The sequence below is a fragment of the Lutispora sp. genome, from assembly GCF_041687175.1.
In the GTDB taxonomy this organism is placed as follows: Bacteria; Bacillota; Clostridia; order Lutisporales; family Lutisporaceae; genus Lutispora.
The window spans coordinates 1-24908 of record NZ_JAWLCK010000034.1; the positions used below are offsets into that span (position 1 = coordinate 1).

28 protein-coding genes and 1 pseudogene are annotated in these 24908 nt (G+C 35.5%); 27 read left to right on the top strand and 2 right to left on the bottom strand.

All coding sequences use genetic code 11. From position 1 onward, the window contains the following. The 13 genes and pseudogenes from ACESM9_RS07110 to ACESM9_RS07170 form a co-directional block, all read left to right on the top strand. Positions 1-184 (top strand): annotated as a pseudogene (locus ACESM9_RS07110) (MerR family transcriptional regulator); the annotation flags it as partial. A gap of 271 nt (positions 185-455) precedes the next feature. After that, positions 456-1163: a B3/4 domain-containing protein gene (locus ACESM9_RS07115; protein WP_372996720.1), complete on the top strand. Its 708-nt coding sequence runs from the start codon at positions 456-458 to the stop codon at positions 1161-1163. An 18-nt stretch (positions 1164-1181) separates the two neighbouring features. After that, positions 1182-1892: a radical SAM protein gene (locus ACESM9_RS07120; protein ID WP_372996722.1), complete on the top strand. Its 711-nt coding sequence runs from the start codon at positions 1182-1184 to the stop codon at positions 1890-1892. A 37-nt stretch (positions 1893-1929) separates the two neighbouring features. Beyond that, entirely contained in the window at positions 1930-2280 is a 351-nt protein-coding gene (locus ACESM9_RS07125; RefSeq protein ID WP_372996723.1) for a tRNA-binding protein, read from the top strand. A gap of 34 nt (positions 2281-2314) precedes the next feature. Then, entirely contained in the window at positions 2315-2653 is a 339-nt protein-coding gene (locus tag ACESM9_RS07130; protein WP_372996725.1) for a DUF3795 domain-containing protein, read from the top strand. 201 nt (positions 2654-2854) lie between these two features. Then, entirely contained in the window at positions 2855-3817 is a 963-nt protein-coding gene (locus tag ACESM9_RS07135) for a PLP-dependent cysteine synthase family protein (RefSeq protein WP_372996727.1), read from the top strand. A 61-nt stretch (positions 3818-3878) separates the two neighbouring features. Continuing rightward, entirely contained in the window at positions 3879-4430 is a 552-nt protein-coding gene (locus ACESM9_RS07140; RefSeq protein WP_372996729.1) for a helix-turn-helix domain-containing protein, read from the top strand. 347 nt (positions 4431-4777) lie between these two features. Continuing rightward, complete coding sequence (locus ACESM9_RS07145; RefSeq protein ID WP_372996731.1) at positions 4778-5173, top strand: hypothetical protein; 396 nt, start codon at positions 4778-4780, stop codon at positions 5171-5173. Positions 5174-5294: 121 nt separating this feature from the next. Beyond that, positions 5295-5771, top strand: a complete 477-nt coding sequence (locus ACESM9_RS07150) for a methylated-DNA--[protein]-cysteine S-methyltransferase (RefSeq protein ID WP_372996733.1) — start codon at positions 5295-5297, stop codon at positions 5769-5771. Then, entirely contained in the window at positions 5758-6360 is a 603-nt protein-coding gene (locus tag ACESM9_RS07155; protein WP_372996735.1) for a DNA-3-methyladenine glycosylase family protein, read from the top strand. The genes ACESM9_RS07150 and ACESM9_RS07155 overlap by 14 nt, the downstream gene beginning before the upstream one ends. Positions 6361-6499: 139 nt before the next feature. Further along, positions 6500-7273, top strand: coding sequence for a hypothetical protein (locus ACESM9_RS07160; RefSeq protein ID WP_372996737.1), 774 nt, complete (start codon positions 6500-6502; stop codon positions 7271-7273). A 5-nt stretch (positions 7274-7278) separates the two neighbouring features. Further along, the gene (locus ACESM9_RS07165; protein ID WP_372996739.1) at positions 7279-7947 is read left to right on the top strand and encodes an HAD family hydrolase; all 669 of its coding nucleotides are present in this window, start codon (positions 7279-7281) and stop codon (positions 7945-7947) included. Between the two features lie 37 nt (positions 7948-7984). Beyond that, positions 7985-8353: a GNAT family N-acetyltransferase gene (locus ACESM9_RS07170; protein ID WP_372996772.1), complete on the top strand. Its 369-nt coding sequence runs from the start codon at positions 7985-7987 to the stop codon at positions 8351-8353. A gap of 99 nt (positions 8354-8452) precedes the next feature. On the opposite strand, the gene ACESM9_RS07175 is transcribed toward ACESM9_RS07170, so the two are convergent. Then, entirely contained in the window at positions 8453-9568 is a 1116-nt protein-coding gene (locus ACESM9_RS07175) for an aminopeptidase (RefSeq protein WP_372996741.1), read from the bottom strand. A gap of 188 nt (positions 9569-9756) precedes the next feature. Here ACESM9_RS07175 and ACESM9_RS07180 point away from each other — a divergent pair, with 188 nt between their 5' ends. Beyond that, positions 9757-10482: a zinc dependent phospholipase C family protein gene (locus ACESM9_RS07180; RefSeq protein ID WP_372996743.1), complete on the top strand. Its 726-nt coding sequence runs from the start codon at positions 9757-9759 to the stop codon at positions 10480-10482. A gap of 106 nt (positions 10483-10588) precedes the next feature. Here the strand turns inward: ACESM9_RS07180 and ACESM9_RS07185 are convergent, their stop codons facing one another. Then, positions 10589-12343, bottom strand: a complete 1755-nt coding sequence (locus tag ACESM9_RS07185) for a B12-binding domain-containing radical SAM protein (RefSeq protein ID WP_372996745.1) — start codon at positions 12341-12343, stop codon at positions 10589-10591. A 148-nt stretch (positions 12344-12491) separates the two neighbouring features. On the opposite strand from ACESM9_RS07185, the gene polX reads away from it, so the two are divergent. The 13 genes from polX to mraZ all read left to right on the top strand — a co-directional run. Continuing rightward, entirely contained in the window at positions 12492-14210 is a 1719-nt protein-coding gene (gene polX, locus ACESM9_RS07190) for a DNA polymerase/3'-5' exonuclease PolX (protein WP_372996747.1), read from the top strand. After that, on the top strand, positions 14191-14832 hold the full coding sequence (gene nth, locus ACESM9_RS07195; protein WP_372996749.1) for an endonuclease III: 642 nt from the start codon (positions 14191-14193) through the stop codon (positions 14830-14832). The genes polX and nth overlap by 20 nt, the downstream gene beginning before the upstream one ends. Before the next feature lie 277 nt (positions 14833-15109). Next, on the top strand, positions 15110-15436 hold the full coding sequence (locus ACESM9_RS07200; RefSeq protein ID WP_372996751.1) for an ATPase: 327 nt from the start codon (positions 15110-15112) through the stop codon (positions 15434-15436). After that, positions 15423-17369, top strand: coding sequence for a V-type ATP synthase subunit I (locus tag ACESM9_RS07205; RefSeq protein WP_372996753.1), 1947 nt, complete (start codon positions 15423-15425; stop codon positions 17367-17369). The genes ACESM9_RS07200 and ACESM9_RS07205 overlap by 14 nt, the downstream gene beginning before the upstream one ends. Before the next feature lie 16 nt (positions 17370-17385). Further along, complete coding sequence (locus ACESM9_RS07210) at positions 17386-17865, top strand: V-type ATP synthase subunit K (protein WP_372996755.1); 480 nt, start codon at positions 17386-17388, stop codon at positions 17863-17865. Between the two features lie 21 nt (positions 17866-17886). After that, complete coding sequence (locus ACESM9_RS07215; RefSeq protein WP_372996757.1) at positions 17887-18444, top strand: V-type ATP synthase subunit E; 558 nt, start codon at positions 17887-17889, stop codon at positions 18442-18444. Positions 18445-18454: 10 nt separating this feature from the next. After that, positions 18455-19456: a V-type ATP synthase subunit C gene (locus tag ACESM9_RS07220; protein WP_372996759.1), complete on the top strand. Its 1002-nt coding sequence runs from the start codon at positions 18455-18457 to the stop codon at positions 19454-19456. Further along, positions 19449-19757: a V-type ATP synthase subunit F gene (locus ACESM9_RS07225; protein ID WP_372996761.1), complete on the top strand. Its 309-nt coding sequence runs from the start codon at positions 19449-19451 to the stop codon at positions 19755-19757. Before ACESM9_RS07220 ends, ACESM9_RS07225 begins: the two co-directional genes overlap by 8 nt. A 70-nt stretch (positions 19758-19827) precedes the next feature. Beyond that, complete coding sequence (locus ACESM9_RS07230; RefSeq protein ID WP_372996774.1) at positions 19828-21537, top strand: V-type ATP synthase subunit A; 1710 nt, start codon at positions 19828-19830, stop codon at positions 21535-21537. Continuing rightward, positions 21530-22918: a V-type ATP synthase subunit B gene (locus tag ACESM9_RS07235; RefSeq protein WP_372996763.1), complete on the top strand. Its 1389-nt coding sequence runs from the start codon at positions 21530-21532 to the stop codon at positions 22916-22918. The genes ACESM9_RS07230 and ACESM9_RS07235 overlap by 8 nt, the downstream gene beginning before the upstream one ends. Further along, the gene (locus ACESM9_RS07240; RefSeq protein WP_372996765.1) at positions 22919-23560 is read left to right on the top strand and encodes a V-type ATP synthase subunit D; all 642 of its coding nucleotides are present in this window, start codon (positions 22919-22921) and stop codon (positions 23558-23560) included. It begins immediately after the preceding gene. Positions 23561-23724: 164 nt separating this feature from the next. Then, positions 23725-24450, top strand: a complete 726-nt coding sequence (lgt, locus tag ACESM9_RS07245) for a prolipoprotein diacylglyceryl transferase (protein ID WP_372996768.1) — start codon at positions 23725-23727, stop codon at positions 24448-24450. Positions 24451-24654: 204 nt separating this feature from the next. Beyond that, positions 24655-24908, top strand: a 254-nt coding sequence (mraZ, locus tag ACESM9_RS07250) for a division/cell wall cluster transcriptional repressor MraZ (protein ID WP_372996770.1), incomplete at its 3' end; no start/stop codon positions are given.

The following is a 24908-nucleotide window of genomic DNA, read 5'->3' on the forward strand; positions in this document are numbered from 1 at the left end:
GCTTTATGATTGGGCACAGAATAATGATAGATATGAACTGAATTTTAAAGAGCAAATAATTGAAAGAGAGTGTATAGAAGAACATCTAAATTATATAAATAAATTTATGCTTACTCCTGATGATATTACCATTCAAATAGACCTACTTCTACCAATAAAAGATAAGAAAGCAGAAGAAATATGAAACATTGAGGTTATGAGCATTTATGAAATTATTACAGACTGAAAAAGGTTTTTGCTGTTGTTTTAAACGGTTACAGGAAAATTGATACTAATAAACTTAAAGTTGTACACAAAAATTTGTAGGGTGTGCAATTTTTTATAGTTATTAAAATGCTTCTATAGGAAGCCTTTCTTTATCTTTTAGTATAACAAGGGGAATGAAACTTGGGTATAGGAAATATGATTGTGCTATAATACTTACAAAACTGATTATATTTTTAGGAGGTAATCTAATGAAAAAGTTCATAGTTGAAGATGACTTTTGGAGCCTGTTTCCCAATGCAAGGATAGGGGTTGTTGTTTGCTATGATATAGATAACTCCATAAAAGAAGAAGAGAAATACAAGTATATGATTGAAAATGCGGAAAAAGAAGCATTAAAGTATTTGAATAACCCAGAATTCAGCAGTAACGAAGTAATACAAGTATGGAGGGAGGCATTTAAAAAATTTAAAACAAAGAAAGGTGCAAGATCATCCATTGAGGCATTATTAAAGAGGGTGCATAGCGGGAACCATTTAGGGACTATTAATCCGCTGGTTGATATATACAACTCTATTTCATTAAGATATGCACTGCCCTGCGGCGGTGAGGATATTGATACATTTGCCGGGGATATAAGATTGACTAAGGCAGTTGGAAACGAAGATTTTATTACATTAGGAAGCGATAAAAGTGAGCCACCCTATGAAGGGGAGATAGTATATAAAGATAATGATGGAGCAATTTGCAGATGCTGGAACTGGCGTGAATCGGTGAGAACTATGCTTACTGAAAACACTAAGAATGCATTTTTATGCATTGAATTAGTCGATGAAAGAAGATTGAAAGAGTTCGAGAATGCTTTAGCTGATTTATCAAATAAAGTACAGGAGAACTTAGGTGGAACAAATAGGATTTCAATTCTTGATATTAACAATAAAGAGGTATCAATAATGTAATTTGAGGGAGATAAGATGATGGGCGGTTTCAGTTATAAAGATATTTATATAGAGGAAGGGAAAAGTGTACTGGAAGTGAATATACTTCCCGAAAAATACTGTAACTTTGATTGTATATTTTGTCCCATAGGAAGGTCAGAAAATAAGATAGACACCCAAAGGTCATTTGATGAAATGGATGGTTCATTAAGAGAGTTGGAAAGGATGATAGAAGAAACAAGGGCAGAATTAGTCTTCATTAACTCTAAAGGAGAAGCCTTTGTCAATGATAGAATTGACGATGTCATTGAGCTTATAAAAGCTAAAGGTTTGCCTGTCAGATTGCTTTCCAATGGATACTTGCTAGGCAGAGATGAATACATAAAAATTGCTAATAAATGTGATGAAATCATCGGAGAGATAAAAGTAGTGACAGAAGAAGATTTTCAGAAAGTTCAAAGACCCATTGAAGGATATACATTAGCAGAATACATTTCAAACATGGCTTCCTTCAATAAACAATACAAAGGAAAATTCATACTTGAAGTTACTATCATCAAGGGCTATAACGATGATGAAGATTCGGTCCAGAAGTTAAAGGATATTATTAAGGAAATATCCCCCAACAAAGTTGTTATTGAGAGAATGGAAGATGTAAGGTTCAAGAAAAAACTTGGTATTTGTGATGAAAGATTTGAGGAAATTAAAAAGCATTTGGGTATGGTGGCATATAAGCAAGATGATGTGTAATAATTTTTAAATATAAATTAAGGCAGGAGGAAATGAAATGAGTGCTTCAGTTAAGCCCAATATTACACTAGATTTACTTGGTAAAATTGATATTCGAGTAGGAACAATAATATCAGTTGAGGACATTGAAAATTCAAATAAGTTGGTAAAGCTTACAGTTGATTTTGGTGATTTTATTAGGACTATATTAGTTGGGATGAAAGGTGAAAGAGAAAATCCAAAGGAAATAGAAGGACAGCAGGCATTATTTGTTGTTAACCTGGCTCCTAAGAAAATGGCGGGAGAAATTTCTGAAGGGATGTTATTTGATATTGGATATGCAGATGGTATTGTTCCTGTATTAGCTCAACCAGAAAAACCTGTTCCTAATGGTACAAGGGCTGGATAAGTCTTATGATTTAGGAAAAATAAGGGGGATTAAGGTGGGACAGTATGAAAAACTATCGCTTTGCGGTTTATATTGTGGAGGTTGCAAGAATTACAAAAAAAATATGAATTGTATGGGATGCCGTAATGAAAAGGAACTTGTTTCTGACTGTCCAACTCTCGCATGCTGTATTAGTAAAAGTTTCTTACATTGTGGCGAATGCGAAGACTTTCCATGTGATGAGTTAAACCGTTTCTACAACGACGGTGTGCAACTCCACGAATCAGCATACAAAAATATGTTAAAAATCAAGGAAAATGGAATAGAAAAATGGCTTTCTGAACAAGAAAAAGAACTTACATGCAAATGTGCCATGAGAAAAATCAGTCACTAGTCTTTGTTTGCTAAGTTAGAGAAGAGTTTCAAAGGAATACCCTAGTTTGAGGGACTAAGGACTAGTGTATAGAAGTTCCAGTAATTTGTTGACAAATAAATTTAACATACGTACAATATATTTAACATAAAGATATGTGTTGAATATATTGTTTTTTTATGGGTATCGCAAAAAGATTATAAAATAATGGAGGTGTATATTATGAAAATAATGAAAGATGTAACTGAAGCAATCGGTAATACTCCAATGGTGAACTTGTCAAGAATTACAAAGGCCTTTGGCGTAGAGGGGAACATTTTTGCTAAATTGGAATACTTAAATCCAGGTTTCAGCAAAAAAGATCGGGTTGCATTGCAAATGATAACGGAGGCAGAAAATGCCGGGCTTCTTTCTCCGGGTCAAACTGTTGTTGAATTGACTAGTGGCAATACAGGAACTGGTTTAGCAATTGTCTGTGCCTGCAAAGGATATAAGTTTATTGCATGCATGTCTAAAGGTAATTCTGTGGAGCGTGCTAGAATGATGAAAGCTTTGGGTGCAGAAGTAGTTCTTGTGGACCAAATGCCTGACTCAGTTCCAGGACAGGTTTCAGGTGAAGATTTAGCCCTTGTGGAAGAGCGTACTAAGCAACTTGTAAAAGAGCTTAATGCTTTCAGAGCAGATCAATTCCATTTAGAATCCTGTAATCATGCACATGAGTATAATACAGGTGAGGAAATATGGGAGCAAACTGATGGAAATGTAGATGTTTTTGTAGATTTCTTGGGAAGCGGAAGCACTTTTTCCGGTTGCTCCAAAGCGCTAAAAAAGCATAATCCTGCAATACGATGCTACATAGCAGAACCTGCAACGGCAGCTATATATGCCGGGAAGGAGATTACGGATTTGGGCCATAAAATTCAAGGCGGTGGATATTGCATGGATCTGCCGTTAGTTGATAAGAATATTATAGACGGTTATGTGCAGATTACCGATGATGAAGCTAGAGGTACTGCCAGAAGGCTTGCAGAATGTGAGGGTATATTTACAGGTTTTTCCTCTGGCGCAAACGTTTGTGCTGCACTTAAACTATTAGCAACTTCTGAAAAGGGGAAGAACATTGTAGTTACCATCAATGACAGTGGTTTAAAATATCTGAGCACAGATTTATTTGAGGATATGTAACGAGTATTAAATAGATATTGTTATACAATCATACAATTTTACTCTAATAGGAGGTTCTTAAATGGATCTGAACGCTATAATTGCAACAAACCTGAAACGGCTTCGTTTGGAGAGAAACTTAAGTTTGGGTCAGTTGGCAGAACTATCAGATGTAAGCAAAGTAATGCTAGCTCAAATTGAAAAAGGGAATTCAAATCCAACAATCAATATGATATGGAAAATTGCCAACGGTCTAAAGGTTCCATATACTATGTTGATTGATGAGCAGAAATATGATTTAGAACTGGTTTTGCGTGACCAGAGGAAAGAACAACATGATTCAAATGGACATTATAGGATTTATGGATACTTTAGCAGCACTCCAAGGCGAAATTTCGAACTATTCATGGTAGAACTTGATGTAGGTACAGAGCATACTTCTGTAGGTCATTCTGAAAGATCTCAAGAATATATTGTTGTTCTGGAAGGCAATTTATGTCTAAAAACTGGTGAAAATGAGTATTACTTGAAGCAAGATGATTCCATTTGTTTTTCTTCTGCAAAGCCACATACTTACATTAATAAAGGGGACTGTGTAGTGAAGTCTATGATAATTAACTACTACCCTTGCTAAATTGAGTTCATAGATTTGCAGTAAGAGTACTTGCTTGACATGCAAGGGGCAGCTGGTTTGATTCCAGTACTGCCCACCATACATTAAGTGATAAACAGTAGATTAGGTCTACTGTTTTTTTATGTGATTTCTTATACAAAAACAGATTTGATTCTATAGACATGAATAATAAAGTGGTAACTTGAATAAAAGCTAGAAGGATTTTCATCATACGAATAGAATATCGTAGTGTGGTCGATGGGAGATGTAAGGTTATAGCGTAAAATTACTTAATGAAATATAGGAAGATATATAGTTCCATTTTTTATAGAATATGTTTGTGATGAACTATTATTGGAGGGGTTGCAATGGAACAAGTATATGCACCAGGATGTGCATTTATGATTTATAAGCCACATCTTGCTAAAAAAGTATTAATGTTTTTAAATGAGGAATTAGGTGACATTCCTGAACACCTGATTTGTTGCAAGCATGAACCTAATCTTGAAAGTGGCACAGTGGTAATTAATACTTGTGCAGGTTGTGACAAGCGATACAGGGAGCTTTATGATGGAATATCTACCGTATCACTTTGGGAGATATTAGCTGAAAGTAACAAATTTTCATTTCCTGATTATAACGGCATGGAAATGACTATACATGATGCCTGCCCAACTCGTACCGAAACAAGGGTACACTCTGCAATAAGAATGCTTCTTAGTAGACCTTTTATTCAGAGAAGAAACAGAAGTTGGTACTTTTGAACCTGATGCATGGCATGATGAATTGCAAAAATTCATAGATGAACATTAAAATAGGGATGAAATTTATGGATCAAACTGGGTATACACCAAATGAATACAGAAAAAATCGAGGTGAGTTATAATGCCTATATATTTTTACGAATCTGATATCGGAAAAATCGGCATTGCTGAAAATTGTGGAAGAATCACTAATTTATATTTTTCAAGTGATATGATACCTCAAAATATGCAAATATATGAAACTCCTGTATTAAAAGAAGCTGGTCAGCAGCTAAAATTGTATCTGGAAGGGAGACTCAAAAAATTTACTGTGCTCCTTAATCCTGAAGGGACAGCTTTTATGAAGCAAATGTGGTCACTACTTTGTGAAATACCATATGGTACTACAGTAAGCTATATGGATTTAGCCATTAAAATAGGCAAGCCTAATGCTGCACGAGCTGTAGGGCTTGCAAACAGTCGTAATCCAATTCCAATACTTATTCCTTGCCATCGTGTGATTGGTACAAATGGATCACTTACTGGTTATCGTGGTGGCATTGAATTGAAAAAGAAATTACTTGAGTTGGAGAATGGAAAAGAATATGGATATTTTTAAATATGGACAAAAGGAAATAGAGTATTTAAAGAGAAAAGATAAAAAGCTTGGTGCAGCTATTGATAAGATTGGGATGATAGAACGCAGGATTATACCAGATCCATTTACTGCACTTGTCTCAAATATTGTTGGCCAGCAGATTTCAAGTAAAGCTGCGGAAACCGTATGGAATAGATTGTGCAATCTTCTTGGGAACATTACACCAGAAAGTATTGCAGAAGCAAGTCTTTCTGACATTCAAGGCTGCGGCATGACATTAAGAAAGGCTGGGTATATAAAAGGAATAGCAGATGTTGCTATATCCGGTGAGGTGAATTTTGATATACTTCACACCTTAAGTGATGATGAGATAATAAAAAAGCTTACTTCACTGAATGGAGTTGGTGTTTGGACTGCTGAAATGGTGCTGTTTTTTTCACTCTGCCGCCCGGATGTTGTAAGTTACGAAGATTTAGCCATTCGTAGGGGAATGATGAAATTATATGGACTTAAGGAATTGACGAAAGAGAAATTTTATAGATACAGAAAGAGATACTCACCTTATGGTTCTGTAGCGTCATTATATCTGTGGGCACTTTCTGTGCTATAACCCAATCTTTTATTTAGAATCATATTTTCATAAAGCTAATACATAATTAAAGTTTGTATTTGAAGATCATGAATTGGAACATATAGGAGTATTATTCGTCAAATTTATAGATTAGATTAAAATCATGGAGGAAGTTAAGATGAGAAGAATCAGCATAATGCTCCTTATACTAATAGTAGCACTAGGCATTGTTGCCTGCTCAAAACCAGCTGAACCCCAAGGGGGAGATAATTCTAATGGCAATAACGTAACATTAAAAGCAAAAATTATTGATATTAATGAAGCATCTTTATTAGTTGCAAATATGGCAAAGGATGCAGGCCCTGCAGATATCTATAAGGTGAATATAGGAAAAACAGATATTAAGGCTGCTGATGGAAGTGATGCAGCTATAACTGATCTGAAGACAGGGATGTTAATAGATATAGTATTTGACGGAACCGTAATGGAAAGCTTTCCGATGCAGTTAGGCAATATAGAAAGACTGATTATAAAAAGCCAGGGCGAAGATATTGCAGGGTTATATAAGAAAGTGATAGATGATTTGTATCAAGTGGATCCAGGTTTAAATGATAATATAAGTATTCTTGCTTTTGATTTCACAAAGGTTACTAATATTACTGAGGCTGAGAAGTCAGCATTGATATATCTTATAGGGAATACCTACAAGATGGAAGCCTTTGCAGCTACTTACGATGAGCTATGTGAGCAGGGGTATATAGATAAGGATAAATTGTATTTCGAAAAGGGATTGTTGTTTAGTATAGAAGATACAGCTATTACCAACAAAAGCTTTATATTTAATGCATCAAAATGGCGCAGCGGACTAGGAGCATACTTTTTCCATGATTGTACTGCGACAAAAACTGGAGATGGCTGGGATTACACCATAGGCGCAGAAATGATATCATAGAGGGGATGAAATTGAGATATCGTTGCTTGATATTAGACCATGATGATACAGTTGTGAAAAGCACACCGGACATTCATTATCCATCTTTTGTTGAAGCTTTAAAGGTATTAAGACCGGATATGAAGCCATTATCTCTTGAAGAGTTTGTAACCTATTGTTTCTATCCAGGTTTTTCTGAATTATGTAAAAACATATTGAAGTTCAACGAAGATGAGCAGCTGTACCAATACAAAATATGGAGAAGTTATACAAACACAAAGATACCTGATTTTTATCCTGGTATGAAGCAGTTGATAATAGAATATAAAAAATCAGGCGGTATAATATCTGTGGTATCTCATTCGGAAAGTGAGAAGATTAGCAGGGATTATATGTATAATTGCCGGTTGACACCGGATTTAATATTCGGTTGGGAATTGGGTGAGGATAAGAGAAAGCCTAACTCTTTTCCGATAATTGAGACTATGAAAAAGTTCAATTTGGATAGAGATGATATTTTGGTAGTAGATGACTTGAAGCCTGGACTGGATATGGCAAGAAGTTGTGAAATAGCATTTGCAGCAGCAGGCTGGTCACATATTATCAAGGAGATTAAGAATTATATGGAAGCAAATTCGGATTATTATTTTACAACAGTAGATGCATTCATGAGATTTTTGTTTTCAGAAGGATAATCTATAAACATGGCATAATACTACACCTAGGCTGTGGATACCTGATTATGAGCCCACAAATGAGGATATAGAGCAGACAGTGGAAAGAATTCGTAACACCAAAGATGAAGATTTGTTCATAACTGTCGCAGAAGATGAAAAAGGACAAGCCCAGGGATTTATATGGGCATATAGAATGGAGGAATCTTCAGATTGTGTTATGATATTATCTTTGTATGTTGCAGAAGAATATAGAAGACAAGGAATAGCAACAAATCTAAAGGTTATGCTGGAAGAATGGTGCAGTTCACAAGGTGTCAAAACTATAAAAACTACAACTCATTATAATAATAAAAATATGATTGAGTTGAACAAAAAACTAGGTTATGTGCCAGACATGGTTCAAATGAGCAAAACCTTATCATAGATGGTAATATTAGGTCTATATTATAATAGAATAGACGAAGAGATAATATTGGATAAAAAAACTGCGATGTGGTACCATCGCAATTTTTGTATCTATTATCTACTTCAAATTTTCTGGATTCAAGCACTCTAATTCCTTTAATACAAACCTGCCGTCTTTTCTTACCAGCACATCGTCAAACCAAATTTCTCCTCCACCGTATTCAGGAGTTTGGATAAATACCAAATCCCAGTGTATTGCAGATTTATTTCCGTTGAAGCAATCATCATAGGAGCTGCCAGGTGTGAAGTGGAAGCTACCCATAATTTTCTCATCAAACAAAGTGTCTTTCATAGGCTTTGTTATATATGGATTTACTCCTATGGCAAACTCACCTACATAACGAGCTCCTTCGTCGGTATCAAATATCTTGTTTATTCTTTCGGTGTCATTGGCAGTGGCTTTTACTATTTTTCCTTTTGAAAATTCGAGCCTGATGTTCTCAAAGGTGTAGCCTTGGTATTCTGAAGGTGTGTTGTATGTTATATATCCTTCTACAGAGTCTTTTACAGGTGCTGTATATACTTCACCATCCGGAATATTAGCTTCACCGGAGCATTTCATCGCAGGAAGGTCTTTTATAGAAAATTTCAAATCAGTATCCTTGCCTGTGATCCTTACTTTGTCTGTCTTATCCATCAGCTCTTTCAGAGGATCCATAGCCTTATCCATTTTTGCATAATCAAGACAGCAAACATCGAAAAAGAAATCCTCGAATTTTTCTGTGCTCATACCGGCCATTTGAGCCATTGAGTGACTGGGGTATCTCATGACACACCATTTGGTATGAGGGACTCGGATATCTGAATGAACGGGCTTAGACCAATTCTTCATGTAAATACTCATCTTATCCTCAGGGATATCAGACCACTCTGAAGAGTTGAGAGCGCCCCGAATGCCTATGTATGCTTGCATCTTTTTCATTCTTTCAGCTTCAAAAGATGATATGGCTAGCATATGTTCTTCATTAGTATTTTTGATCAAATCCTTCATAATCTTTCTACTTTTTATGGTAACAAATGGATTGCCACCTGCCTTATAACATTCGGCTATTAACTCTGAAGCTAATTCCATTCCTGCATCAAACACTTCAATAAGAAGATTTTCACCCGGTTTCAAGCTTACCGAGTAATTAATAAGATTTTTTGCTAATTGAGATATTCTAGGATCTTTCAAATCGCTACCTCCAAACTATAAATATTCTATGTACGTAAAACATTATATTAATGAAATTATATCATAATGTAATTTATGTATATAGAAAAATAATGAGGAAAATATATTAATATACTGCATTTTTATATATTAAGTTGCAAAAAATATTGAGTAATAGCATAAAGTCTTATTTTTTTGGAGTGAATAAAATGGATATCATTGAAAAAGTATATGGAGAAAGCTTTAAAACTATACTATGGTTCATAAAGCCCTTTAAAAAATATTTTGTCCAAACCTATTGTGAAGTTCATATGTTCATAAACAAGAGGGCTTTGGAGATATTAAGAAATGATGGTTATGTGGAGGCTTATGATTTTTTGAGTCAATACCTTCACCAGATAAACACAGGTGTGTATTGGGCAGATCAGGATTTTAAGAGCAGGGAACATTTTTATAATCCATATACCCATAAAGGCTTATATGGCTGCAAATCTTCCAGACAGAAATTTGCTCGCTACTATGGATGTGCCAAAGTTTATTGGGATTCTGGAGATAAGGAGATGGCTATGACTTATCTGGGAGCAGCAGTACATCTGATACAGGATGCCACTGTCCCTCAGCATGGCAATGTTAATCTGCTGAAAAGCCATAGAAGTTTTGAAATGTGGATAAAAAAGGTTCATGATAGCTTTGAAAGCTATGCTGCCTCAGAAGATGGTATATATTTGGGTAATGCTTATTCCTATATCGAAAAAAATGCAAAGGATTCTATAGCTATATACAGGAGATATTCTACTATAAGGGATAGAAAAGAAAGGTTTAACAGGATTGCGGGGCAGATATTTCCTATGGCACAAAGAACAACTGCGGGTTGTTTTTTAGATTTCTATAATGATATTCATAATTCAAAAGGGGGTTCAAATCCAATAGATTGAAATTAATGAAGATTTGAATTCAAGGCGCCGGAACGGCGCCTATTTACCATATGACCCCCTAAAAAACCATCAATATATAATATGATGATAGGCTTAAAAGTTTCCTCTAAATGCTTAATTTCAAAAATTCATCTATATCAAAAGATAGAAATCTATTACAAACGTTTTCCGTCGGGTCTTTAATATTGAAAACTATATGCTTTCCTTCTTGCATACTGTCAATTATATCAACATCAAATACCTCGAATCTTATATATTTAAGCTTTTGTCTTAAATCCATTGATTTAAGTTCAGGCATATAATTATTAATTATTTCTTCATTTTTCAAGAAGTTATTTACCGAGTTTTTTATCTTTGAGTGATCATACCTTTTGATGCAGCTTGGCATATTATTTCCAGTTGATTTGAAAAAGTCGAATTTTATAAGTTCATTGAATAATGGTGTAACCTCTGTTTTCTGTGAGACAAACTTGTATAGAAGCTCATAATGTTCAGAAACTTTAAGAGGCATATCAAAAGCATGATTTTCTAAATAAAAGCATCCTAGTTCTTTGAAGAAAACAAAAGGGTTGTTGTAGTGTTCTTTCATTAAATAATCCAAGCTTCTTGTAAACCTACTGGAGTTATTGAATATCTCGACAAGTTCTTCAATCACTTTTAAATCCAATACATCATCATAGCTCAGCCATTTTGTTGATAGAACTTCATATGGAGGATGCTGATTATATAATATCCCGTGTTTCTCTGCATCAATTCTTAGTTTCGAACCTCTCAGAAGCTTTAGAAATCCCAGCTGAAGCATCTGGGGTTTTAAAGAATATACATCATTGAATGATTTTTCAAAGCTTTTAATATCTTCATAGGGAAGGCCGGCAATCAGATCTAGATGTATGTGACAGTTTCCTAAATCTATAATCTTATTTATGTTATCTCTTATTTCTTTAAAGCTTTCATTTCGTGTTATTGTTTCCAATGTATCCTCATTTGTTGATTGGACCCCTATCTCAAACTGGAAAATTCCTTTAGGTGCTTTTTTTACAGTATTTAAGAAATCCGAATCAATTAATTTTGCAGAAATTTCGAAATGGAAGTTAGTGCTGCCATTTTTGCTCAATATATATTCCATAATTTCAACGGATCTTTTTTTATTGCAATTAAAGGTTCTATCTACGAGCTTCACCTGCTTCACATTATTGTTGATAAAGATATCTATATCTCTATATACCCTGTCGAGGGAAAAATATCGCACACCAGGTTCTATAGATGACAGACAATATTGGCATGTGAAAGGACAACCTCTTGATGTTTCATAGTATATGATCTTATTCTTTAAATCATTAAAATTATCATAAGGAAATGGAATTTCATCAAGATTGGCTAAAGGGCTTCTGGTATTATTTACATAAACCATTCCATTTGAGTTATATGCCAAACCATCTATATTTTTAATATCTTTATCTTTATCTAAAAGATGACTTGCAAATTGATAAAAGGTTTCCTCACCTTCACCAAATATTATATAATCAATCCAAGGGTTTCCTTTCATGGTAGATTCCACATCGTAGGAGACTTCAGGACCGCCAAGCACTATTATGGAATCAGGCATTATCTTTTTCAGGCTTGGACCTAGTTTCATTATGAATTCCCGGTTCCATATATAGCATGAGAAAGCCAGCACTTTGCTGTTGGATAAATATATATGCTTAATTATTTTATCAAAGCTGTCGTTTATGCTGAACTCCAGAATATTCGCATCTATACCTTTTTTATTGAGGTAGCTTCTTATATATCTAACTGCAAGGTTGGAGTGAATAAACTTGGAGTTTAAGGCTATAAGAGAAAAGTTAATAGTGTTATTCATGATGATCCTCCGTTAGTATTTCTTTCTGTATTAATTATACCAATAACTGCAAACAATTATTGTTATAATTATAAAATTATATCACATAATTTTTAATTTCTGATTAACAATAGTTTGGTAAAATAGAAATAATATGTGAGGTGGTTACATGGACAAAAGGGAAATAAGTCGCATATTGGAAGAGATAGGACTTATGCTGGAGATTAAAGGTGATAATCCATTCAAAATTAGAGCTTATGCAAATGGTGCCAGGATTTTGGAGACTCTGGAAGGTGACCTTGATGATTATATTGAAGACGGCAAAGTAGTTGGCATAAAGGGCATAGGGGATGCACTATCTGATAAAATCATAGAACTTTATAAAACAGGCAGATTGGAATACTATGAAAATCTAAAAAGCTCTATACCTTCAGGGCTTTTTGATATGTTGAAGATTCAAGGTATTGGTCCTAAAAAGGTGAAGGTATTGTATGAAAAGTTGGGAATAGAAACTCTTGGGGAATTGGAGTATGCCTGCAAGGAAAATCGTCTTGTTGAGTTGGATGGCTTTGGAGAAAAGACTCAGAACAAGATTCTAAAAGGAATACAGGATATAAAGAAATTCACAGGCCAATATTTATATGGATATGTAATAGAAGTTGCCGAATCAATTAAGAATAAGCTGCTGCAATCATCATTGGTCGAAAGATGTGAAGTAGCAGGAAGCCTGAGGAGAAAGAAGGAAGTTGTTAAAGATATTGATATTCTGGCAAGTTCAGATGAACCATCTAAGCTCATGGACTATTTTACGACCTTTGAGGAGATTGATGAAGTTATTTCAAAGGGAGAGACAAAGACTTCCGTCAGATTGAAATTGGGAATAATGATGGATCTACGAGTGGTGGAAGAACACCAATTTCCTTATGCCTTACATCATTTTACTGGCAGCAAGGAGCATAATACTGCTCTTAGGCACAGAGCTAAGTCACTGGGGATAAAAATAAATGAATATGGTCTGTTCAGGGGTGATGAGTTAATTGCTTGCAAAGATGAGCAAGATATATTTAGAGCGTTAGGTTTGGATAATATTCCTCCTGAACTAAGAGAAAACATGGGCGAGATTGAAGCAGCAGAAAAAGGGAAGCTTCCGGAATTGGTTGATGCCCGTGACTTGAAGGGAGTACTTCATATACATACAAGATACAGCGATGGTTCTTCTGATATAGCACAAATGGCTGATATGGCCAAGAGAATGGGCTTCAGCTATATAGGAATATCAGATCATAGTCGCTCTGCTTTTTATGCAAAGGGGCTGAAGGAGGATGATATAAAAAGACAAATTGAAGAAATTGACCGGTATAATGCAAAGTCGAAAGATTTTAAAATATTCAAGGGCATTGAATCTGACATATTGCCTGATGGGTCCTTAGATTATGATGAAGAAATATTATCCCTATTTGATTTCGTAATTGCTTCAATTCATTCTAATATGGGGATGGAAAGAGAGAAAATGACTGAAAGACTAATAAACTCTGTAAAAAATAGGTATACTACAATACTAGGACATATGACAGCAAGGATTCTTCTAGCACGGGAAGCATGTGATATGGATGTGTATGCTGTCTTGGATGCAGCAGCGGAAAACGAAACAATAATCGAAATTAATTCTGATCCTCAAAGGTTGGATCTGGACTGGAGATATATGAAATATGCAAAGGCTAAGGGTGTGAGATTTGCCATAAACCCGGATGCTCATAGTGTTGGAGGATTAAAGAATGTAATATTTGGTGTAGGTATAGCCCGAAAGGGTTGGTTAGAAGCCAGAGATATAATTAATTGTATGAGTTTTACAGAATTGGGGGATTACTTTGAGAAAATTAGAAGATAAAGCATTGATAGTTGTAGAAAGGCTGAGTGAGACTTACCCTGAAGCGAAATGTGAATTGGATTTCGGAAATACTTTTCAACTTCTGGTGGCAACCATGCTGAGTGCTCAATCTACAGATAAAAAGGTTAATGAGATTACTTCTGAACTCTTTAAACAGTATAAAACTCCTGAGGATTTTATAAGTATGACACAAGCTGAGCTTGAAGAGAAAATAAAAAAAATTGGCTTATACAGGAATAAAGCAAAGAATATCCTTGAAATGTGCCGTATTCTCCTGACCAAATTCAACGGAGAAGTACCAGGAAATATGGATGATTTAATATCTTTGCCTGGAGTTGGAAGAAAAACTGCCAATGTAGTGCTGAGCAATGGGTTTGGAATTCCTGCTATCGCAGTAGATACTCATGTTTTTAGAGTTTCCAATAGGATAGGGCTTGCCAATAGTAAAAGTGTGGATGAGACTGAAAATCAATTGATGAGTGTAGTGCCAAGGGATAAATGGTCTTTAGCTCACCATCTGCTTATTTGGCACGGCAGAAGGATATGTGAAGCCAGGAAACCTAAGTGCAGTATATGTCCAATTGCGTTTACTTGTGATTATTTTAACAGGGAAAACCAATAAATTAGCTAGAATTCTATATAAAGATGAATATAAATTCATTTATTCAAAACATGGTAGTATAAGTAAACTTGCTATAATAATTGAGCTTATGATATAATTTTAATAATTGCAATTTTAGTGTAATTGTATCATTATTTGAATAATTGATATGAAGGATTTTTTGTTTTAGTGACGAATAAATATCAATGTTTGGATTAATAGAGATATTTTTCTAGGTGCTCTGTGTTATATAAAGTGCCTTCATAAAAATTCAAAATCTAAAAGAGGGGGTGATGCGATGGCAAAAGAGGCAATAGGATTAGTAAAGGATGCAGAAGCGAAAGCCAAAACTTTATTGCAGGAAGCAATTCAAGCTTCAAAAAAATCAAAGCAGGAAACGGAAGTATCTGCAGAAAAGGAATATAACAGGATCATATCAGAAGCCAAGGAAGAAGCAGAGGGAATAAAGAAGAAAGCTGTAAATGAAGGAGAATCAATAGCAGAGCCAATAGTACAGAAAGGCATTAAAGAAGCTAATGCATTAAGAGACCTTTCAAGCAAAGACTTAGACTCAGCAGTCAACATTATTATCGAGAGGGTTGTGAACGCAAATGGCAATAGTTAAAATGAGTAATTTCAGCTTGTTTGCCTTTGATTCAGAAAGGGAAAATCTTCTCCATGAGCTTCAAAAATTCAAATATGTTCATTTCCTGGATTTAGATGAGGATGAGTCCCTTAAGGATGAGGGTTTACAAAGCGTTGAAGTTCCCGAAAGTGTAGTAGCCATTGAAGAGGAAATCATAAAAGTCAAGTATTGTATTGATTTGCTATCAAAGTACTATACCAAAGATAGTGGTATAAAGGCTATGAAGAAGGGAAAAGAAAACTTAAGCTTTGTTGAACTTGAAAGTAGAGCTTCAAAAATTGACTACCATGGGTTTTATAATAAGCTGAAAGAGCTTGATACAAAGAAAGAGACCTTAAATCAGGAAGTAACAAAGCTGAATACATCAATTGATGAATTGAGTCATTGGATTAAGCTTGATACTCCTATTAAGGATTTGAGCTTGTTTGAGCAAAGTCATATATTTTTGGGCACCATACCCAAGAAACTAAAGCTAAAAGTCCAAAGTGAGCTGGCGGTTACAGAATTAACCTATTTTGAAATTATTAGCGAAGATAAAGACAACCTATATGTAGCTGTTTTGACATATAGGTCAGAAGAAGAGACTGTAAAAGATATACTAAGAAACAATAGCTTCTCAGTGTTAAAGCTTATAGGCGAAGATACACCGGAGAGAGAAATCGCTCAATTAAATGATAGAATCAAAGAATTAGAGGGTGAAATCTCTGAGTATGAGAAGGAAATTATAGGTTTATCAGATAATCTACCAGATCTTGAGATTGTTTATGATTATTTGATTAATGAAAAACTAAGAATCATTTCGTCAGAAAATTTCTTGATGACAGAAAGCGTAAACATTATTAGAGGCTATGTTCCTACAGATATGGCTGGAGAATTCACTGAAACAGTGAAGGCAGCCCTTGATAATGTTTATTATCTTGAGATTAAAGAGGCTGACAACGATGACCCAAATGTACCGATACTTCTAAAGAATTCAAAGTTTGCTCAATCTTTTGAATCATTGACCAGCATGTATGCATTGCCAAAATATAATGAGGTGGATCCTACACCATTCTTGGCTCCATTTTATCTGATTTTCTTCGGTATGATGTTGGCTGATATTGGTTACGGTTTGGCATTGCTTATTGGTACTACCGTTGCCCTTAAATTATTTAACCTATCCGAGAATCAAAAGAATTTTATGAGATTTTTCAACTATCTAAGCTATCCGACCATAGTTTGGGGCTTAATATATGGTTCATTCTTAGGCGGTATTATACCTTTGCCGGCTTTGATTGACCCTTCAACTGAATATTTTAATATCCTGATCATATCGATTATATTTGGTATATTCCATTTATACTTTGGATTGGGATTAAAAGCATATCTAAGTATAAAAGAAGGCAAGTATCTGGATGCACTATTCGATGTAGGCTTCTGGTATATGGCCCTGACAGGAGGTATTGGATATCTTCTTCCAATGCTTATGGAAATACCAACCATTATTAAAAATGTATCATTGGTGATTATGTTAATAGGAATGATTGGGATTGTAGCTACAGGTGGGAGAACATCAGAAAGCATTGCCGGTAAGGCAGTAGGAGGTTTATACAGCCTGTATGGAATATCAGGGTATGTGGGAGACTTCGTATCTTACTCCAGACTTATGGCTTTAGGACTATCCGGTGGATTTATTGGTGGTGCTATCAATATGATAGCAGGGATGCTTTTTGAATCGGGAATATTTGGAATATTGGGAGGCGTTATAGTATTCATAGGCGGTCAGTTTTTCAATATATTCCTAAGTGCGCTAGGCGCATATGTGCATGCCATAAGACTTATCTTCGTTGAATTTTTCGGAAAGTTCTATGAAGGTGGAGGCAAGCCATTTAATTTATTCAGAAGCGAAGCTAAATATATAAACTTAAAATAAGTTAGGAGGAAAATAAATGAATTTTTCAGAGTTTTTGGTTCAAAACGGTGGAGTATTTTTCGCAGGACTTGGTGCTGCAATAGCTGTGTTTCTTTCTGGTATAGGATCTGCTAAAGGTGTTGGTATAGTTGGTGAGGCTGCTGCAGGTCTTATGATTGAAGAACCTGAGAAGTTTGGTAAATCATTGGTATTACAATTACTACCAGGTACACAGGGCCTTTATGGATTTGTTATTGGACTATTGGTATTAGGCAAGCTAAGTGTAGGTATGCCATTAAATGAAGGTTTGTATATATTCGCTGCTTGTCTTCCAATAGGTTTTGTAGGCTGGTTATCAGCTATAGCTCAGGGCAAGACTGCTGCTGCAGGTATAGCCATTCTTGCAAAGAATGAAGAACAATCTACAAAAGGTATAATCTTCTCTGTAATGGTTGAGACATATGCTCTGTTAGCATTTGTTACTTCCCTAATCCTTGTGAATGCAATAAGTTTCTAGAATATCTAAGGATGTGAAGATATGTCGAATTTAGAGAACATAACTAACAAAATTCTTGAAGATGCCAAGATTGAAGCTGATAGAATTATGAAGGAGTCAGCTAAGATCAATCAAGAAATAATGAGCTCAAAAGTAAATGAGGCTAATGAAAAGAAAAAGAAAATAGTAGAAAAGGCTGCTGCAGAAGCAGCTATGATTAAGGATAGAATCATCTCAAATGCTGAGTTAAAGGTAAGAGATGAAAAATTAAAAATAAAGCAAGAAATTATAAATAAAGTGTTTGATTTATCTAAAGAAAGACTGAAAGAACTGACGGAAGAAGAATATATTAAATTTCTGACCAATAATTTAAAATCTATGAGCTTGAAAGGAACAGAGATATTAATTGTGCCTGAAAAGATGAAAACAAAAGTAAAGTCTATAGAGTCTTTGCCAAAGGTGTCTGAAAATGAAACAGTAGATTCAGGGTTTATATTGAAAGACAATGATGTAACAATTAATTTCTCATTTGATTCTTTGGTAGATTATTTGAGGGAAGAACTTGAAACTGAAATAGCACAACATCTTTTTAAGGAATAGGAGTGATTTCATGGATAGAATGGATTATATCCAAGCTGTAACTAGAACCAGAGTCCTTGAAAAGAAACTCCTATCAAAAAACAGAATAGATAGGATGATTGAAGCTAAAGATATTGGAGAAGTTTTCAAAGCTCTTAGCGAAACTGAATACTCAAACGCTGTTGCAGGAGTATCCAGAGATGAGGATTATGAGAATATATTATCTCATGAATTGAAAAGAGTATATAAATTGATGAGAGAAGTGTCTAAAGATCAAATTGTTGTAGATTTAATGGCATTAAAGTATGATTATCATAATCTGAAAGTTCTAGTTAAAGAAAGGAAGCTAAACAAAGATCTATCCAAACTATATATACCAATAGGATCTACTGATTTTAAAAAGATAAGAGATGCATTTATAGAAGGCAATCTTAGAGATGTCCAGCCTGAATTCAGAGCAGCCATAGAAGCTGTTGTACAAGATTTTGAACTAAATAAAGATCCTCAGAGGATAGATATAATTTTTGACAGATTCTATATTCAACATTTATACAAGATGGCTATAGGTACAGATATCGAGTTGTTTATTAATTACGTCAAGGATATGATAGACTTTATCAATATTAAGTCTTCCATCAGATTAAAAAAGCAGGGGAAGGACATGAACTTTTTAGAAGAAGTGCTGCTTCCCAATGGAAACATTGATAAGGATGCTATATTGATGAGTTTTAACGATTCTATAGATGTTATGATATCTAGATACAAGAATTACAGAATAGGCCCAGGTCTTTTGAAGGGATTAGAATCCTATAGGGTTACAAATCGATTATCCGACCTTGAGAAGTATATGGATAATTATCTGGTTGAAATAAATAGGCCATCAAAGAATGTAAATTTTGGACCAGAGCCCATTTTTTCTTATATAGTGGCAAAGGAAGCAGAGATAAAGACATTAAGAATTATTATGGTTTCAAAGCTGAACAAGCTTTCTCCAGATGCCACAAGAGAAAGGGTGCGTGATTTATATGTATAAAATTGCTGTAGTTGGAGACAAAGATTCCATACTTGCTTTCAAGGCGCTAGGGGTAGATGTCTTTTCAGTTTATGATAGTGACGAAGCCAGGAGAACAGTTGACACTATTGCCCGAAATAACTATGGTATTATATTTATCACTGAACAAGTAGCTAGTTTGATACCAGATACCATAGAACGATATGATAAAGAGATAATCCCTGCGGTAATTCTCATACCAAGCAATCAAGGAACATTGGATATTGGTATGGGCAGAATAAACAGGAATGTGGAAAAAGCCGTAGGATCAAATATATTATAGAAGGAGAGGGCTTATCTTGAATGTTGGGAGAATTATAAAGGTATCTGGCCCCTTAGTTATTGCAGAGGGGATGGATGAAGCTAATGTATACGATGTGGTTCATGTTTCAAATAACAGGCTCATTGGTGAAATAATAGAAATGAGAGGCGACAGAGCCTCTATACAGGTATATGAAGAAACGACAGGTATAGGTCCAGGGGACCCTGTATATACAACAGGCGAGCCTCTATCTGTTGAACTTGGACCAGGCTTGCTGGAAGCCATGTTTGACGGGATACAAAGACCTCTTGAACCATTAAGAGCCATAGCAGGAGATTTTCTTGCAAGAGGAACTGAAATAAAAAGTCTTGACAGAGAGAAAAAGTGGTATTTTAAACCTGCTGTTAAAGTTGGAGACAAGGTAGTTCAAGGTGATATTATTGGAACAGTACAAGAAACACCTATAGTACTTCACAAAATAATGGTTCCGATGGGTATATCTGGTGTGATAACAGAAATAAAAGAAGGCGACTTTACAGTGGTAGATGATATATGTATTCTTGATGGAAATATCAAACTTCAAATGATGCAAAGATGGCCTGTAAGAAAAGGAAGGGGATATAAGAGAAAACTCAATCCTACTGTTCCATTATTAACAGGTCAGAGGGTTATAGATACATTCTTTCCTGTATCAAAGGGTGGAACCGCTGCTATACCGGGACCCTTCGGTTCTGGTAAGACTGTAGTTCAGCATCAATTGGCAAAATGGGCTGATTCTGAAATAGTTGTCTATGTAGGATGCGGAGAACGTGGTAATGAGATGACAGACGTTCTAATGGAATTCCCGGAGATCATTGACCCCACAACCGGTGAATCATTAATGAAGAGAACTGTTCTTATAGCAAATACCTCAAACATGCCGGTTGCAGCCAGAGAAGCATCAATTTATACAGGAATAACCATAGCTGAATACTTCAGAGACATGGGATATTCAGTGGCAATAATGGCTGATTCAACTTCTAGATGGGCTGAGGCATTAAGAGAAATGTCTGGCCGACTTGAAGAAATGCCAGGAGATGAAGGTTATCCTGCATATCTTGCATCACGTGCGGCTGAATTCTATGAAAGAGCAGGAAAGGTAGTTTGCTACGGAAGTGATGACAGAGAGGGTGCCGTAACGGTTATCGGTGCTGTATCGCCTCCAGGTGGAGATATCTCCGAGCCTGTTTCTCAGGCAACACTTAGAATAGTTAAAGTTTTCTGGAGTTTGGATTATGCCCTTTCTTATAAGAGGCATTTCCCAGCTATAAACTGGCTGAATTCATATTCTTTGTATCAATCAAAAATTGATGAGTGGATGAATGAAAATATCGATCCTGATTTTGCCGCCAACAGAGCTAAGGCTATGAGTCTTCTACAGGATGAAACAGGGTTATTAGAGATAGTAAGATTGGTTGGCAGAGATTCTCTTTCTGAAGAAGACCAGTTAAAGCTTGAGGCTACAAAGTCCATAAGAGAGGACTTCCTACAGCAAAATGCTTTCCACGATGTTGATACCTTTTGCTCATTGAATAAGCAAAACAAGATGCTTAAATTGATATTAAACTTCTATGATCAAGGCATGAGAGCATTGGAACAAGGGGTCTATCTAAAAGACATTCTCAATATGGATGTCAGAAACAGGATAGCTCGTGCTAAGTATATTGCAGAGGACAACATAGATGAAATAGATAAAATCAACGAAGAATTAGTAGCTAGCATAGATAATCTAATAAGCAAAGGAGGTATCCTTGATGCTTAAAGAATATAAAACCGTAAGAGAAGTAGTAGGTCCCTTGATGGTAGTGGAAGGTGTTGAAGGCGTAAAATATGAGGAATTGGTTGAGATAGAGCTTCATACCGGAGAAAAAAGGCGTGGAAGGGTTCTGGAAATCAATGAAGACAAAGCTATGGTGCAGCTTTTTGAAGGTTCCAGCGGTATAAACCTGAAGAATACAAGTGTAAGATTCTTAGGTAAACCATTGGAGTTAGGTGTTTCACCAGATATGATAGGCAGAGTATTCGATGGTTTGGGCCGCCCAAAGGATAATGGACCCAAAATTATACCGGAAAAAAAGATTGACATAAATGGTGTACCTATGAATCCTGTAGCCAGGGATTATCCGGATGAGTTTATACAAACAGGGATATCATGTATTGATGGATTGAATACTTTGGTTAGAGGTCAAAAACTTCCTATTTTCTCAGGCTCAGGATTGCCCCATAATGAACTTGCAGCTCAGATAGCAAGACAGGCCAACGTATTAGGTACTGATGAGAAGTTTGCCGTTGTGTTTGCGGCAATGGGTATTACTTTCGAAGAAGCTGAGTTCTTTATTGATGATTTCACAAAAACAGGTGCTATAGACAGGGCTGTGCTATTCGTGAACTTGGCTGATGACCCTGCCATAGAGAGAATTGCAACACCTCGTATGGCTCTTACATGTGCTGAATACTTGGCTTTCGAAAAAGATATGCATGTTTTGGTTATATTGACTGACATGACCAATTATGCAGAAGCACTGAGAGAAATTTCAGCAGCTAGAAAGGAAGTTCCAGGCAGAAGAGGATATCCTGGATATCTATATACAGACCTTTCTACCATATATGAAAGAGCAGGAAGAATCAGAGGAAGAAAAGGATCCATCACTCAGATTCCTATACTGACAATGCCTGAAGATGATATTACTCACCCAATACCTGACCTGACCGGATATATAACCGAAGGGCAGATAATTCTATCTAGAGAATTGTATAAGAGAGGATTGCAGCCACCAATAAATGTTGTACCTTCTCTATCAAGACTTAAGGATAAGGGTATTGGTAAAGGAAAAACAAGAGAAGATCATGCTGATACTATGAATCAGCTATATGCAGCATATACTTCAGGACGAGAAGCAAGAGAGTTGGCTACGATACTTGGAGAGTCTGCGCTATCAGATGCTGATAGAGCTTTTGCCAAGTTTGCTGAAGAGTTTGATAAACAATATGTAAATCAAGGTTATCAAACCAATAGAAGTATAATTGATACCTTGGATTTAGGTTGGGAACTATTGAAGATAATTCCAAGAACCGAACTCAAGAGAATCAGAGATGAATACCTTGACAAATATCTGCCACAAGAAGATAAAGGGGCTGAGTAGATGGCTAAGCTGAATGTGAATCCTACTCGTATGGAGATGTCCAATCTTAAGAAAAGATTGGCTACTGCCAAAAGAGGTCATAAACTCCTTAAAGACAAACAAGACGAGCTTATGAGGAGATTCATCGAGTTAATAAAACAAAATAAGTCCCTGAGAATGGAAGTAGAAGGAGAGCTCCAAGATTCCTTCAAGGACTTTTTGATAGCCAGCGCTGTTATGTCTCCTGAAATGCTGGAGGAAGCAGTAGCCTTTCCAAAGGAAAGCATTACTGTAGATATTAAGAGAAAGAATGTAATGAGCGTCTATGTACCAGTTATGAATTTTATCCGAAAGCTTGAAGGAGACGAAGGCAGTATTTATCCCTATGGTTTTGCCCAGACCTCATCTGAACTGGATGATGCCATAGCTAAACTCTATGGTATTATGTCAAAACTGTTGGAATTAGCTGAGGTAGAAAAGGCTTGCCAACTGATGGCAGATGAGATTGAAAAGACAAGAAGAAGGGTAAATGCTCTCGAATACAGGACTATACCTGATTTGGAAGAAACCATAAGGTTTATAAGAATGAAACTGGATGAAAACGAGAGAAGCACTATAACTCGTCTTATGAAGGTAAAAGATATAATAAGCAAAGAAGCTTAATATTTATATATGAAATAATTCCGCAGCATAAAAATGCTGCGGGTTCTTTTTTTATTTTTCATTAACTTGACATATACAAGCCTTTAAACTTATAATCATTAACAGCTAGATATAAATGCACTTTTATAGCAATAGACTTACTTTCAAGGATTGGAGGGGTTCAAATGAATCCTGTTGCATTTGAGATTTTTGGCATATCTGTAAGATGGTATGGTATACTCATATCATTAGGAATGCTCCTAGGAATATTTATAGCGTATTTTGAAGCCAAAAGACTGGGCTATAATCCGGATGATATAATTGACTTGGCTTTATGGGCTATACCTGCTGCATTGATAGGCGCAAGACTTTATTATGTGATCTTTCAATGGGAATATTATAAAGGAAATATATTAAAAATACTGAATACAAGAGAAGGTGGTCTAGCTATACATGGAGGCATAATTGGAGGCGTTTTGGCTGGATACCTATTTACCAGAATAAAGAAGATGCCTTTCTGGAAAACAGCTGATATAGTTGCACCATCAATTGCACTAGGCCAGGCCATCGGAAGATGGGGAAACTTCATCAATGGAGAAGCTCACGGCGGTCCAACCAATCTTCCGTGGGGTATAATTGTTGATGGTGTAAAAGTGCATCCCACATTCTTATATGAATCATTGTGGGATTTCGGATTATTTATATTTTTAATACTGTACAGAAAGAATAAGAAGTTTGACGGAGAAGTTTTCCTGCTATATGGTATCATATACTCAGCAGGTAGATTTTGGATAGAAGGATTGAGGACAGATAGCCTTATGTTCTTGGGTATGAGAGTAGCCCAATTAATTAGCATATTAATAATAGTGTTTGGTTTATTGCTCTACTATAAAATGAGAAGAAAAAGTTGATAATATCACATATTGAGTAATTGGTGCAAATGGTACATTAGATAATAGTTCTAATGTACCATTTTATTTTTTGATAAATTTTTCATATTTATTGGAAGGATTTTTAAATAATGTAGAGAATAATACTAATAGTGGTACAAAGTGGAGTAAAGTGGTAGATAGTGAAGTAAAATAGTAAAGAAAAATCGTAAAGTGGTGGCTAGTATGTTCATAGGCGAGTATAGGCATAGCCTAGATAGCAAAAACAGGCTCATAATGCCTGCAAAATTCAGGGACGAGCTAGGCCAGACCTTTGTTATGACTAAAGGTTTGGATAATTGTCTATTTATTTATTCTGGAGAAGAGTGGAAGATTATAGAGAATAAATTGAAGTCTCTGCCTATGACAAATAAGGATGCAAGAGCTTTTGTAAGATTTTTCTTTGCAGGTGCCACTGAATGCGAAATAGATAAGCAAGG